Origin of the sequence: Pseudomonas sp. AM8 (genome assembly GCF_036346475.1) — a bacterium.
Lineage (GTDB): Bacteria > Pseudomonadota > Gammaproteobacteria > Pseudomonadales > Pseudomonadaceae > Aquipseudomonas > Aquipseudomonas marginalis.
Map to the genome: position 1 here is coordinate 95137 of NZ_JAOTNX010000006.1, position 13892 is coordinate 109028.

Annotated in this window: 14 protein-coding genes; 10 read left to right on the forward strand and 4 right to left on the reverse strand. The window is 61.5% G+C overall.

The features are described 5' to 3' along the window. Window positions 1-122 precede the first annotated feature (122 nt). On the forward strand, window positions 123-1100 hold the full coding sequence (locus tag V3W40_RS16125) for a quinone oxidoreductase family protein (protein ID WP_065926821.1): 978 nt from the start codon (window positions 123-125) through the stop codon (window positions 1098-1100). A gap of 59 nt (window positions 1101-1159) precedes the next feature. Here the strand turns inward: V3W40_RS16125 and V3W40_RS16130 are convergent, their stop codons facing one another. Together V3W40_RS16130 and dprA are read right to left on the reverse strand one after the other, a co-directional pair. Next, complete coding sequence (locus V3W40_RS16130) at window positions 1160-1717, reverse strand: L-threonylcarbamoyladenylate synthase (protein WP_330215320.1); 558 nt, start codon at window positions 1715-1717, stop codon at window positions 1160-1162. 75 nt (window positions 1718-1792) lie between these two features. After that, window positions 1793-2896, reverse strand: coding sequence for a DNA-processing protein DprA (gene dprA, locus V3W40_RS16135; protein ID WP_137211755.1), 1104 nt, complete (start codon window positions 2894-2896; stop codon window positions 1793-1795). 254 nt (window positions 2897-3150) lie between these two features. On the opposite strand from dprA, the gene def reads away from it, so the two are divergent. The 5 genes from def to V3W40_RS16160 all read left to right on the forward strand — a co-directional run bounded on the left by def (window position 3151) and on the right by V3W40_RS16160 (window position 7713). Beyond that, window positions 3151-3657: a peptide deformylase gene (def, locus tag V3W40_RS16140; RefSeq protein WP_005783383.1), complete on the forward strand. Its 507-nt coding sequence runs from the start codon at window positions 3151-3153 to the stop codon at window positions 3655-3657. A gap of 69 nt (window positions 3658-3726) precedes the next feature. Beyond that, window positions 3727-4680, forward strand: a complete 954-nt coding sequence (fmt, locus tag V3W40_RS16145) for a methionyl-tRNA formyltransferase (RefSeq protein ID WP_330215321.1) — start codon at window positions 3727-3729, stop codon at window positions 4678-4680. Continuing rightward, complete coding sequence (gene rsmB, locus V3W40_RS16150; protein ID WP_065946449.1) at window positions 4677-5987, forward strand: 16S rRNA (cytosine(967)-C(5))-methyltransferase RsmB; 1311 nt, start codon at window positions 4677-4679, stop codon at window positions 5985-5987. Before fmt ends, rsmB begins: the two co-directional genes overlap by 4 nt. 22 nt (window positions 5988-6009) lie before the next feature. Further along, window positions 6010-7383 carry a Trk system potassium transporter TrkA gene (gene trkA / locus V3W40_RS16155; RefSeq protein ID WP_027608153.1) on the forward strand — a complete coding sequence of 458 codons (1374 nt, stop codon included), beginning with the start codon at window positions 6010-6012 and terminating at the stop codon, window positions 7381-7383. Window positions 7384-7401: 18 nt separating this feature from the next. Then, window positions 7402-7713: a tetratricopeptide repeat protein gene (locus tag V3W40_RS16160; protein ID WP_065926817.1), complete on the forward strand. Its 312-nt coding sequence runs from the start codon at window positions 7402-7404 to the stop codon at window positions 7711-7713. A gap of 116 nt (window positions 7714-7829) precedes the next feature. On the opposite strand, the gene V3W40_RS16165 is transcribed toward V3W40_RS16160, so the two are convergent. Both V3W40_RS16165 and V3W40_RS16170 read right to left on the reverse strand, forming a co-directional pair. Beyond that, on the reverse strand, window positions 7830-8717 hold the full coding sequence (locus V3W40_RS16165) for a lysophospholipid acyltransferase (protein ID WP_330215322.1): 888 nt from the start codon (window positions 8715-8717) through the stop codon (window positions 7830-7832). Window positions 8718-8757: 40 nt separating this feature from the next. After that, window positions 8758-9315, reverse strand: a complete 558-nt coding sequence (locus tag V3W40_RS16170; RefSeq protein ID WP_092488128.1) for a DNA-3-methyladenine glycosylase I — start codon at window positions 9313-9315, stop codon at window positions 8758-8760. 81 nt (window positions 9316-9396) lie between these two features. Between V3W40_RS16170 and glyQ the strand changes: the two genes are divergently transcribed. From glyQ to V3W40_RS16190, 4 genes are all read left to right on the forward strand, one after another. Beyond that, window positions 9397-10350, forward strand: a complete 954-nt coding sequence (glyQ, locus tag V3W40_RS16175; RefSeq protein WP_003187265.1) for a glycine--tRNA ligase subunit alpha — start codon at window positions 9397-9399, stop codon at window positions 10348-10350. Next, window positions 10347-12401, forward strand: a complete 2055-nt coding sequence (glyS, locus tag V3W40_RS16180; RefSeq protein ID WP_141156367.1) for a glycine--tRNA ligase subunit beta — start codon at window positions 10347-10349, stop codon at window positions 12399-12401. The genes glyQ and glyS overlap by 4 nt, the downstream gene beginning before the upstream one ends. Before the next feature lie 2 nt (window positions 12402-12403). Beyond that, window positions 12404-12940, forward strand: coding sequence for a D-glycero-beta-D-manno-heptose 1,7-bisphosphate 7-phosphatase (gene gmhB, locus V3W40_RS16185; RefSeq protein ID WP_162494271.1), 537 nt, complete (start codon window positions 12404-12406; stop codon window positions 12938-12940). 82 nt (window positions 12941-13022) lie between these two features. Beyond that, window positions 13023-13793, forward strand: a complete 771-nt coding sequence (locus tag V3W40_RS16190; protein WP_065926814.1) for a lysophospholipid acyltransferase family protein — start codon at window positions 13023-13025, stop codon at window positions 13791-13793. The last annotated feature ends 99 nt before the right edge of the window (window positions 13794-13892 follow it).

A 13892-nucleotide genomic window follows, 5' to 3' on the forward strand; every position in this document is an offset into this window, starting at 1 on the left:
GATACCACTGCGCTTAGATAGCACTGCAGATAGCACTGCACTTAGGAGCGCCACAGTTGACGAAGATCAAGCTTAGGAGTCCGATAGGGGGCTACGCGAATTCGACCTCAGGAGAAGTGCAGATGGCCAAACGTATCCAGTTCAGCGCCCATGGAGGCCCCGACGTACTTGAATATGTGGACTACACACCGGCAGAGCCGGGCCCGCAGCAGGTTCGAGTGCGTAACGAGGCGATTGGCCTGAATTTCATCGATACCTATTTCCGCAGTGGCCTTTACGCGCCGCCGGCCCTGCCATCGGGGCTGGGCGCAGAAGGCGCCGGGGTGGTTGATGCGGTGGGCAGCGAAGTCACGCAATTTAAAGTCGGCGATCGCGTGGCCTACGGCAGCGGCCCACTCGGGGCCTACAGCGAATTGCACGTGCTGCCTGCCGCCAACCTGGTACACCTGCCGGACGACATCAGCTTCGAACAAGCCGCCGGCGCCATGCTCAAGGGCCTGACCGTGCAATACCTGCTGCGCCAGACCTATGAGCTCAAAGGTGGCGAGACCATCCTGTTCCACGCCGCCGCCGGTGGCGTGGGCTCCCTGGCCTGCCAATGGGCCAAGGCACTGGGCGTGAAGCTCATCGGTACCGTGAGCTCGCCAGAAAAAGCCGCCCTGGCCAAATCTCTCGGCGCGTGGGAAACCATCGACTACAGCAAGGAAAATGTCGCACAGCGCGTGCTGGAATTGACAGACGGCAAAAAGGTGCCTGTGGTCTACGACGGCGTCGGCAAAGACACCTGGCTGACCTCATTGGACAGCGTGGCGCCACGTGGCCTGGTGGTGAGCTTTGGCAACGCGTCGGGCGCGGTGGATGGGGTGAACCTGGGGATACTCGCGGCCAAAGGCTCGCTGTACGTGACACGGCCGACCCTGGCGACCTACGCCAACAATCCGGCGAACTTGCAGGTGATGGCGGATGATCTGTTTTCGATGATCAAGAGCGGCAAGGTGCGCATTGATATCAACCAGCGGTATTCGCTGGCGGACGCGGCGAAGGCACAGACGGAGTTGTCGGGGCGGCGTACCACTGGGTCGACCATTCTGTTGCCTTGAGGGCCTCTTCGGGGGCGGTGCAACGATTCCACTTGCCCCCCGATAGGCGCGACGCGGTCTCAGGAAGGCCGCACCACCTCACCCGTTGCCAAATCGCGAATCAGGCTCGGGTTCTTGCGCCCACCCAGGGCACCACCCAGAACCAGATCCACCTGCCCGCGAAAGTACTGCTCCACACGAATCCGCGTGCGCGCCGCCGGGCGGCCCTGGGGGTTGGCTGAGGTGGAAATCAACGGTCCCACCAGCGCGCACAAGTCCCGTACCAGCGGATGATCGCTCACCCGTAGCGCCACCGTGTCGTGCACACCGATGACCCATTCCGGCAACAAATCCTGATGCGGCACCAGCCACGTATTCGGTCCGGGCCAGGTGCTGGCCATGCGTTCGATCCAGGTATCCGGGAAGTCTTCGAACAGAAAGTCGAATTGGCGAATATTGTCTGCCACCAGGATCAGGCCCTTGTCCACCGAACGGTTCTTGATCGCCAGCAGCCGATCCACCGCCTCTTCGTTCCATGGATCGCAACCCAGGCCCCAGACCGCTTCGGTTGGATAGGCAATCACCGCACCTGCGCGAATTTCTCGTGCGGCTTCCAGCACACGCCACCTGTTGACCATTGTTTACTCTCCGGACTAAAGCTCTGGGCAGTTTACCGATCTTCTTTACAAAACCTAGTTCCAAAAAGCTGGCCGCTACAAAAGCTGGCCACGCGCAAGCCAGCGCCCGCTTTCGCAGATCACCAGGCCTTCAAGTTCCAACTCCGTGAGGGTCGCCAACACCTGGGCCAACGGCCGCCCACTGACCAGCGCCAGGGCTTCGCTGGTATGGGGCGCCGCGTGCAACAGCGCCACCAACGGATGTATCACAGGCATCGGCGCCGGGCGCGACAATGCCTGCCAACCACGCAAGCCTTCGAGGATGTGTTCAATGGTTTCCACCAGCATCGCACCATCACGGATCAACTGGTGACACCCCTTGGCCCCGGGATGATGGATGGAGCCCGGGATTGCATACACCTCGCGCCCTTGCTCGGCCGCGAGCTTGGCAGTGATCAGCGAGCCGCTGGCCATGCTGGCCTCCACCACCAGCACGCCCAGGGACAGGCCGCTGATGATGCGGTTGCGCCGGGGGAAGTTACCGGCCTGGGGCGCGGCGTCCAGCGGAAACTCGGAAACCACTGCGCTGCCTTGGGCAATCATCGCCGCCGCAAGCCGTCGATGGCGCTGTGGATAAAGATTTTCCAGGCCCGTGCCGAGTACGCCGATTGTATGACCCCCCACATCCAAAGCGGCTTGATGGGCCGCACCGTCGATTCCCAGCGCAAGGCCACTGGTGATGACAAAACCGGCGCTCGCCAGGCTGCGGGAAAATGCGGCGGCCGTGTCCATGCCGGGGCGGGATGCACGGCGGCTGCCGACCATCGCCAGTTGCGGTTTTTCCAGGATCCCGGGGTCGCCGGCGACAAATAAAAGCGGCGGGGCATCATCTATCTGGGCGAGCAGTGCCGGGTACTCAGGTTGGTCCCACATCAGCAAATGCTGGTCCGGACGTTCCAACCAGGCCAACGCCTCACTGGCGCCGTCGCGGATCTCATGGCTACGGCGGGCATCGGCGCTGATGGGTGACAACCCCAAGGAGCGCCACGCGCTGGCCGGGGCACCGATGGCCTTTGAAGCGCTGCCGAACGCTTCGATCAACAACCTAAAACGCTTCGGGCCTACCTCCGGCAGCCTGTGCAGGCGTAGGCGGGCTTCCAGTTCTGAAGGGGAAATTTCATTGCAGTTTTTCGAAAGCATCTGATCATCCTTGACCGGAACAAGCTGTGGATAACTCTGTTGGTAACTTATTTAGCAGGCTATTTATTACGGTCGAGGGGCAGTCTCGAAATGGGGGGATAAGTAGCGATTTCCTCATGGGGTGAATCTCCTTTATTATGTGCGTTCGCGTGAAATGCCAGGGCCTTCGCGGCTTTCGGGCGTTTCACACCGGCCGTATGGGTCCATTCCCACTGCCGATTTGCCTTTACCTCACATGTGCAGCAATTACGCTTATGGCTATTTTGAACATCCTCGAATTCCCCGACTCGCGCCTGCGCACAATCGCCAAGCCGGTGGCCGTAGTGGACGACAAGGTTCGTCAGCTGGTCGATGACATGTTTGAAACAATGTATGAAGCGCCTGGTATCGGCCTCGCCGCCACCCAGGTCAACGTGCATCTGCGCGTCGTGGTCATGGACCTGTCGGAAGATCGCAGCGAACCGCGGGTGTATATCAACCCCGAGTTCGAACCGTTGACCGACGAGATGGGCGAATACCAGGAAGGCTGCCTCTCGGTACCGGAGTTCTACGAGAACGTCGAGCGCCCGCTGCGCGTGAAGATCAAGGCCCTCGACCGCGACGGCAAACCGTTCGAACTGATTGCCGAAGGCCTGCTGGCCGTGTGCATCCAGCACGAATGCGACCACCTCAATGGCAAGCTGTTTGTCGATTACCTGTCCACGCTCAAACGCGACCGGATCAAGAAGAAGCTGGAAAAAAAGCATCGCCAGCAAGCTTGATGCCCTCCTTCCAAAGGCTTGCTGCGGCAAGCCTTTTTCTTTTGTGACTGCTTTTAACCGAGACCTCCCATGACCGAGCCATTGCGCATTGTTTTTGCCGGCACGCCTGAATTTGCCGCCGAACACCTCAAGGCCCTGCTTGCCAGCCCTTATGACATCGTCGCGGTGTACACCCAGCCGGATCGCCCGGCCGGTCGCGGGCAAAAACTGATGCCGAGCCCGGTCAAGCAGTTGGCGCTTGAGCACAACATCCCCGTGCTGCAACCGCCGACCCTGCGCAACGCCGAGGCCCAGGCTGAACTGGCGGCGCTGCAACCGGACTTGCTGGTGGTGGTGGCCTACGGTTTGATCCTGCCCCAGGTCGTGCTGGATATTCCACGCCTGGGCTGTATCAACAGCCACGCCTCACTGCTGCCACGCTGGCGCGGTGCGGCGCCGATCCAGCGTGCCGTGGAGGCAGGCGACAGCGAAAGCGGCGTGACGGTGATGCGCATGGAGGCGGGTTTGGACACCGGCCCGATGCTGCTCAAGGTCACCACTCCGATCACGGCCCAAGACACCGGTGGCAGCCTGCACGACCGCCTCGCCGAGATGGGCCCGCCCGCCGTGATCCAGGCCATTGCCGGTCTCGCTGCCGGAACCCTGCAAGGTGAGGTGCAGGACGACAGCCTGGCCACCTACGCCCACAAGCTGAACAAGGACGAAGCCCGCATCGACTGGAGCCGCCCGGCTGTGGAGCTGGAACGCCTGGTGCGTGCCTTCAACCCGTGGCCGATCTGCCACAGCACCCTCAATGGCGAGGCCTTGAAAGTGTTGGCCGCGACCTTGGTCGACAGCAAAGGCACACCCGGTGAAATCATCGGTGCCAGCAAGGAGGGGCTGCTGGTCGCTTGCGGCGAACAGGCGCTGTGCCTGACCCGTCTGCAATTGCCCGGTGGCAAGGCGCTTAGTTTCAGCGATTTGTACAACAGTCGCCGTGAGAAATTTTCCCTGGGCACGATCCTCGGGGTGGCAACCCAATGAACCCACGTCTGGCCGCCGCCAAGGCCCTGGCCGCCGTACTCAACGGCAAGGCTTCGCTGAACAGTTCGCTGCCCACGCAGTTGGACAAGGTCGAAGACCGCGATCGTGGTTTCACCCAGGACCTGGCCTTCGGCACCGCCCGCTGGCAACCACGGTTGTCGGCGCTGGCAGCCAAGCTGCTGCAAAAACCGTTCAAGGCGGCCGATGCTGATGTCGAGGCGCTGCTGCTGGTCGGTCTCTATCAGCTGCTCTACACCCGCGTGCCGGCCCACGCCGCCATCGGTGAAACCGTCGGTTGCGCCGACAAGCTGAAAAAAACCTGGGCCAAGGCCCTGCTCAATGCGGTACTGCGCCGCGCCCAGCGCGAAAGCGAAGCGCTGCTGGCCGAGTTGGAACATGACCCGGTGGTGCGCACCGCTCACCCGCGCTGGCTGCAAAAATCCCTGAAGGCCTTCTGGCCCGAGCAATGGGAAGCCATTTGCGCGGCCAACAACGCGCACCCACCGATGATCCTGCGGGTCAACCGCCGCCATCACCGCCGTGATGCGTATCTGCACTTGCTGACGAGCGCAGGTATTAACGCTACGCCCTGCGTGTACAGCAGCGACGGCATTGTGCTGGAAGCGGCCACCGACGTGCGCAGCCTGCCGGGCTTTGCCGAAGGGTGGATCAGTGTGCAGGATGAAGCCGCGCAACTGGCCGCCGACCTGCTCGACCTGGCTCCCGGTCAGCGTGTACTGGACGCCTGCTGTGCTCCAGGCGGTAAGACGTGTCACATCCTCGAAGTTGAAAAGGACCTGGCCGGTGTAGTGGCGGTCGATCTGGAAGCCAAGCGTCTGGTGCGTGTACGGGAGAATCTCGCACGCCTGGGCCTCAGCGCCGAGCTGATCGCTGCCGACGGCCGCGACACCGCCACCTGGTGGGACGGCAAACCGTTCCAACGCATCCTGCTTGACGCGCCGTGTTCCGCCACCGGTGTGATCCGCCGTCACCCGGACATCAAGCTCACCCGCCAACCCGACGACATCACCGCCCTGGCGGTGCTGCAAGGCGAACTGCTCGACGCACTGTGGCCGACCCTCGAAGTCGGCGGCATCCTGCTTTACGCCACCTGCTCCACCTTGCCCACCGAAAACACCGAGGTGATCGAAGCCTTTCTCGCCCGCACCAGCGGCGCGCGGGAACTGGACCTCGCCACGGCAGCTGGTATCAAGCAGCCCCATGGCCGCCAGTTACTCGCGCAGGAAGGCGGGCATGATGGTTTCTACTACGCCAAACTGATCAAGATCGCCGCCGCGCGCGGCTGAACGGGTTTAAGGGAGTGACCGGATGAAAATCATCATCCTTGGAGCAGGGCAGGTTGGCGGCACACTGGCCGAACATTTGGCCAGTGAAGCCAATGACATCACCGTGGTCGACACCGATGCCGAGCGCCTGCGCAACCTGGGCGACCGCCTGGATATCCGCACCGTACAAGGCCGGGCGTCGTTTCCCACCGTGCTGCGTCAGGCGGGTGCCGACGACGCCGACATGCTGGTCGCGGTCACCAACAGCGACGAGACCAATATGGTCGCCTGCCAGGTCGCCCACACCCTGTTCCACACCCCGACCAAGATCGCCCGGGTGCGTGAAGCCGCCTACCTGACCCGCGCCGGCCTGTTCGATAACGACGCCATCCCCGTGGACGTTCTGATCAGCCCGGAACAGGTCGTCACCCACTACATCAAGCGCCTGATCGAAATCCCGGGCGCCTTGCAGGTGATCGACTTCGCCGGCGGCAAGGCGCAACTGGTGGCGGTGAAGGCCTACTACGGTGGACCGCTGGTGGGTCAGCAATTGCGTCAACTGCGTGAACACATGCCGAATGTGGAAACCCGCGTAGCCGCGATTTTCCGACGTGACCGGCCGATCCTGCCCCAGGGCGATACGGTGATCGAGGCCGATGACGAAGTATTCTTCATCGCTGCCAAAGCGAATATTCGTGCCGTCATGAGTGAAATGCGTCGGCTCGATGAGAGCTACAAACGCATCGTCATCGCCGGCGGCGGGCAGATTGGCGAGCGCCTGGCCGAAGCGATCGAGAGTCGCTACCAGGTGAAAATCATCGAGATGAGCCCGGCACGCTGCCGGCATTTGTCCGACACCCTGGACAGCACGGTCGTACTGCAAGGCAGTGCCTCGGACCGCGACCTGCTGATGGAAGAAAACATCGCCGACGCGGATATCTTCCTGGCCCTGACCAACGATGACGAGGCCAACATCATGTCGTCCTTGCTGGCCAAGCGGCTGGGGGCCAAGAAGGTCATGACCATCATCAACAACCCGGCCTATGTCGACCTGATCCAGGGCGGCGATATCGACATCGCCATCAGCCCGCAACTGGCCACCATCGGCACCTTGCTTGCCCACGTGCGCCGTGGCGATATCGTCAGCGTGCACTCCCTGCGCCGGGGCGCGGCGGAGGCCATCGAAGCGATTGCCCACGGTGATTCGAAGTCGAGCAAAGTGATCGGCAAGGCCATCCGCGATATAGGCCTGCCGCCGGGCACCACCATTGGCGCAATCATTCGTGATGAGGAAGTGATCATCGCCCACGACGACACAGTGATCGCCACGGGTGACCACGTGATCCTGTTCCTGGTGGATAAAAAACATATCCGCGATGTGGAGAAGCTGTTCCACGTGGGATTGAGCTTTTTCTGATCAACCGGAGTGACTGACATGCTCGAATCCCTGGAAAAAATGCTCGCCAAGGGTGTGGATAATTCCCTGCTGCGCTTTGGGTTGGGCAAGGGTTATCTGGACCTGAAGGACAATGCCAAGGCGGCGGAGCATTTGCACAAATGCGTCGAGTTCGATCCGAAGTATTCGGCGGCGTGGAAGTTGTTGGGCAAGGCGCAGCTGGGGCAGGGTGATAACGCCGCGGCGCGACAGGCGTGGGAGAAGGGCATCGAAGCGGCCCAGGCCCATGGCGACAAGCAGGCCGAGAAAGAAATGACGGTGTTCCTGAAGAAACTCGACCGCCAAAGCTAAGCAGATCGAAAATGTGGGAGGGGGCTTGCTCCCGATAGCAGTGTGTCAGCCAATGCATAGTTGACTGAACCACCGCTATCGGGGCAATCCCCCTCCCACATTTAGTCAGCAGTGGGTCAGTACCACCGCTCTTCACCCGGCGGGCGTTTCTTGAAGCGCTTCATGCTCCACATGTACTGGCTCGGGTAGGCGCCGACATAACGCTCCACCACTTTGCTCATCGCCGCGCAGGAGGTGGCGGTGTCGGTGCTGTACATGTCTTCCGGCGCCGCTTCCAGGATCACTTTGTAGCCCGAACCGTCCGGCAGCCGCAGCGCATGCAGGAACACCCCCACGGCCTTGTGGCCGGCGAGCATGTTCGGCACGAACTTGCTGGTGAGCGCCTGGGTGGCGAAGAACGGCACGAAGATCCCGGCGGACTCCGCGGGCTCCGGGTCGGCCGGAATACCCACCTGGCCGCCTTTGCGCACTTCCTTGATCACACTGAGGATGCCTTCCTTGGTGGACGCCGCCACGCGGTTACCCAGTTGTACGCGCTGCTTGCGCAGCAATTCATCCACCGCCTTGAGCTTGGGCGGACGGTAAAAAATGATCGGTTTGCACTGGCTGCAATAGAAGTGGTTCAACACCTCCCAGTTGCCCAGGTGGCTGGTGATGCCGACCACACCTTTGCCCGAGGCCAGGGCTTCGTGCAGCACCTCGAGGCCTTCGACTTCACGCACCAGGTCGATGGAGCGCTGGGCCGGCCAGATCCAGGCGCAGGCGCTTTCGGTCAGGGACTTGCCGATGTCCTTCAGGCTCTGACCAACCAGGCGCTCGCGCGCGTCGGGGTCCATGTCCGGGAAGCATTTAGAGAGGTTGATCCGCACCGTGTCACGGGAGCGGTTAGGGGTTTTCCACATGATCCAGCCGATGGCCGTGCCGACCGCTTGAACCGCGCGCCAGGGCAATAGGGCAAACAACCGAAGAGCGCCTACCAGCAAGGCGCCTTTAAACTTTTCCACAGGTCACTCCTGATCGTGTGTGGTGCGCAAAGCCGCCATTCTAACCGGCGTTGACCAAGTCCGCGTAACGGTCGCAGTCCTGGGTATGGTCCATGACCATGCCCGAGGCCTGCATGAACGCGTAACAGATGGTCGGGCCGACAAAGGTGAAGCCGGCTTTCTTGAGTGCTTTGCTCATGGCTTCAGCCTCCGGCGTAATCGCCGGCACTTCGCTGCGGTCCTTGAAATGGTTGACCTTGGGCACGCCGCCGACAAACGACCAGAGCCACCCCACCGGATCTTCAAGCGCCAGCCAGGCTGCGGCGTTGCGCCGGGTGGCGTTGAGCTTGAGGCGGTTACGCACAATGCCAGGGTCAAGCATCAGCGCTTCGATCTCGGCATCGGTCAGCTGTGCCAGACGCCGGGCATCAAAACCAAACAAGACCTTTCGATAATGCTCGCGTTTGCGTAAAACGGTGATCCAGGACAGGCCCGCCTGGAACCCTTCGAGCAAAAGCAACTCGAACAAACCCTGCGCATCGCGCAGCGGCGTTCCCCACTCCTGATCGTGATAAGCCATGTACAGCGGATCTTCAGAACACCAAAAGCAGCGTGGCATAAGGCTCCAGGGGATGGTGGCGCGGCCGAATCGGGTATACTCCCGCTCTTTAAATCGCAGCCCAAGTAACAGGTGAATTTCGTGAGCCAGCCTACGCCAGCCGTGCGTACCTTCCAAGACTTGATCCTCGCCCTCCAGCAATACTGGGCCGAGCAAGGTTGTGTGGTACTTCAGCCCTACGATATGGAAGTAGGCGCCGGCACTTTCCACACCGCTACATTCCTGCGGGCCATCGGCCCGGAAACCTGGAACGCCGCTTATGTGCAGCCCAGTCGTCGCCCGACTGACGGCCGCTACGGCGAAAACCCGAACCGTCTGCAGCACTACTATCAGTTCCAGGTAGTCCTGAAGCCGAACCCGGACAACTTCCAGGAACTGTACCTGGGCTCGCTCAAGCACGTGGGCCTCGACCCGCTGGTGCACGACATCCGTTTCGTCGAAGACAACTGGGAGTCGCCCACCCTCGGCGCCTGGGGCCTGGGCTGGGAAGTCTGGCTCAATGGCATGGAAGTCACCCAGTTCACCTACTTCCAACAGGCCGGTGGCATCGAGTGCTACCCGGTGACCGGCGAGATCACCTACGGCCTCGAGCGCCTGGCCATGTACCTGCAGGGCGTGGATTCGGTCTACGACCTGGTGTGGGCTGACGGCCCGTTCGGCAAAGTGACCTATGGCGATGTGTTCCACCAGAACGAAGTGGAGCAATCGACCTACAACTTCGAACACGCCAACGTCGACAAGCTGTTCGAACTGTTCGACTTCTATGAAAGCGAAGCCAAGCGCCTGATCGAACTCGACCAGCCGCTGCCGTTGCCGAGCTATGAAATGGTGTTGAAGGCCTCCCATACCTTCAACCTGCTGGACGCCCGCCGTGCCATCTCGGTAACCGCGCGCCAGCAATACATCCTGCGTGTACGCACCCTGGCGCGTTCCGTCGCCCAAGCCTACCTGCTGGCTCGCGCCAAGCTGGGCTTCCCGATGGCCACCCCGGACCTGCGTGATGAAGTGTTGGCTAAGCTGGAGGCTGCACAATGAGTGCTCAAGATTTCCTGGTTGAACTGGGCACCGAAGAGCTGCCACCCAAGGCACTCAATACCCTGGCCGATGCGTTCCTGGCCGGTATCGAAAAAGGCCTGCAGAGCGCCGGCCTGAAGTTTGAAGCGAAGAAAGTCTACGCCGCGCCGCGCCGCCTGGCCGTGTTGCTGACCGCGCTGGAAACCCAGCAGCCGGACCGCAGCATCAACCTCGACGGCCCGCCACGCCAGGCGGCTTTCGACGCCGAAGGCAACCCGACCCAAGCCGCACTGGGCTTCGCCAAGAAGTGCGGTGTGGAGCTGAGCGAGATCGACCAGAGCGGTCCGAAACTGCGTTTCAGCCAGGTCATCACAGGCAAGCCCACCGCCAGCCTGTTGCCGACCATCGTCGAAGACTCCCTGAACGACCTGCCGATTCCCAAGCGCATGCGCTGGGGCGCGCGCAAGGAAGAGTTCGTACGCCCGACCCAGTGGCTGGTGATGCTGCTCGGTGACCAGGTCATCGATTGCACCATCCTCGCCCAGAAAGCTGGCCGTGATTCCCGTGGCCATCGCTTCCACCATCCACAAGCGGTGCGCATCACTTCGCCGGCTAACTATGCCGCCGATCTGCGTGCTGCCTACGTGCTGGCCGATGCCAACGAGCGTCGCGAGCTGATCAGCAAGCGCACCGAAGAACTCGCCCGCCTGCAGGAAGGCACCGCCATCGTGCCGCCAAGCCTGCTCGACGAAGTGACCGCGCTGGTTGAATGGCCGGTGCCGCTGGTGTGCTCGTTCGAAGAACGTTTCCTCGATGTGCCGCAGGAAGCGCTGATCACCACCATGCAGGACAACCAGAAGTATTTCTGCCTGCTGGACGTGGACGGCAAGTTGCTGCCGCGCTTTATCACCGTGGCCAACATCGAAAGCAAGGACCCGCAGCAGATCATCGCCGGTAACGAGAAGGTCGTGCGTCCGCGCCTGACTGACGCCGAGTTCTTCTTCAAGCAAGACAAGAAGCAAAAGCTGGAAGACTTCAACCTGCGCCTGCAGAACGTGGTGTTCCAGGAAAAACTCGGCAGCGTCTACGACAAGGCCGTGCGCGTTTCCAAGCTGGCGGCCTACATTGCCCCACGCATCGGCGGTGATGCCGCCTGGGCTGCGCGTGCAGGCTTGCTGTCCAAGTGCGACCTGGCCACCGAAATGGTCGGCGAGTTCCCGGAGATGCAGGGCGTTGCCGGTTACTACTACGCCCTCAACGATGGCGAGGCGGACGATGTCGCGCTGGCGCTGAACGAGCAGTACATGCCGCGCGGTGCCGGCGCCGAGCTGCCGACCACCCTGACCGGTGCGGCCGTGGCCATCGCCGACAAGCTGGATACCCTCGTCGGTATCTTCGGTATCGGCATGCTGCCTACTGGTAGCAAAGACCCGTATGCCCTGCGTCGCGCGGCCCTCGGCGTGCTGCGTATCCTGATCGACAAGAAGCTCGACCTCGACCTGACCCAGGCCGTGGTGTTCGCGGTCGGCCAGTTCGGTGGCAAGGTCAAGCAAGCCGGCCTGGCCGAGCAAGTGCTGGAGTTCGTGTTCGACCGCCTGCGTGCGCGTTATGAAGACGAAGGCGTGGACGTTTCCGTCTACCTGTCGGTACGTGCCCTGCAACCGGGTTCGGCACTGGACTTCGATCAACGCGTACAAGCCGTACAGGCGTTCCGCAAGCTGCCCGAAGCCGATGCCCTGGCCGCCGTGAACAAGCGTGTGTCGAACCTGCTGAGCAAGGCCGAAGGCCTGGGCAACGCCGATGTCGACCCAGGCCTGTTCGCCGACGCCAAGGAGTTCTCGCTGAATTCTGCCATTGCCAAGGCAGAGAACGCGGTGAAGCCGCTGATCGCCGAACGCAATTACGCCGAAGCCCTGGCGCGCCTGGCGACCTTGCGTGAGCCGGTGGATGCGTTCTTCGAAGCGGTGATGATCAATGCCGAAGATGCCGGCGTGCGGAAAAACCGCTACGCCATGCTGGCGCGTCTGCGTGGCTTGTTCGTCAACATCGCTGACATTTCGACGCTGAGCTGACCATGTTGAAACTGCTGATTCTCGATCGGGACGGGGTGATCAACTACGACTCCGACGCTTACATCAAGTCGGTGGCGGAATGGATTCCACTGCCCGGTTCGATCGAGGCCATCGCGCAGTTGAGCAAAGCCGGCTGGACGGTGGCCATCGCCACCAACCAGTCCGGCATCGCCCGCGGCTATTACGACATCGCCACCCTGGACGCCATGCACGCGCGCTTGCGCACGCTGGTGGCGGAGCAGGGCGGTGAGGTGGGGCTGGTGGTGTATTGCCCTCACGGGCCGGATGAGGGATGCGATTGCCGCAAACCCAAGCCTGGCATGTTGAAAATCATTGCAGAACATTACAAGGTGCCCTTGGCTGGGATATGGTTCGTCGGGGACAGCCTCGGTGACCTGGAGGCGGCCAAAGCCGTCGACTCTCAGCCAGTTTTGGTAAAGACCGGGAAAGGCGAAAAGACCCAGGCGAAAAACCTGCCGGTAGGCACCTTGATTTTTGACGATCTGGCGGCGGTTGCCGCAGAACTTATCAACAACTAGCCGCCCTCGACTTCCTGACCAAGGACTGTTCGGGAGTGCGCTTTTAACAGGCGGGCCATGTCCCGCAACGGTAAATGCCGCCATGTCGATTTTGCAGGCCATCAGAACCTTTTTCTTTTACCTGCTGCTGGGCACCAGTTCGTTTCTCTGGTGCACCCTGAGCTTTTTTATTGCGCCGTTCCTGCCGTTCAAGGCGCGCTATCGCTTTATCAACGTCTATTGGTGCCGCTGCGCGTTGTGGCTGACCAAGGTGTTCCTGAACATTCGCTTCGAGATCAAGGGCGCTGAAAACGTACCGGACCAGCCGTGTGTGATTCTGTCGAACCACCAGAGCACCTGGGAGACCTTCTTCCTCTCGGCTTACTTCTCGCCATTGAGCCAGGTGCTCAAGCGCGAGCTGTTGTACGTGCCGTTCTTCGGCTGGGCCATGGCCATGTTGCGCCCGATCGCCATCGACCGTGACAACCCCAAGGCGGCGCTCAAGCACGTCGCCAAGAAGGGCGATGAACTGCTCAAGGATGGCGTGTGGGTGCTGATCTTCCCGGAAGGTACGCGGGTACCCTTTGGGACAGTAGGCAAGTTCTCTCGCGGCGGTACCGCATTGGCAGTCAACGCCAACCTGCCGGTGCTGCCGATTGCGCATAACGCTGGCAAGTTCTGGCCGAAGGCGGGCTGGGCAAAACGCGCGGGCACCATCACTGTGGTGATAGGCGAGCCAATGTACGCAGAAGGGGAAGGCCCACGCGCCATTGCCGCGCTGAATGACCGTGCCCAGGCATGGAATGAAGCGCAGCAGCGGGCCATGGGTTCCCTGCCGCCGGAGCCGATTGTGGTGGAGACGCCGGTGGTATGAGCGTCTGTGGATAACCTGTGTACGCTTTGTTGGCGAATTGGCTTTTTTTGTTCCTAATAAGTTGATTTAGTTAGATATTTCCAAATCCATCAAAACCGC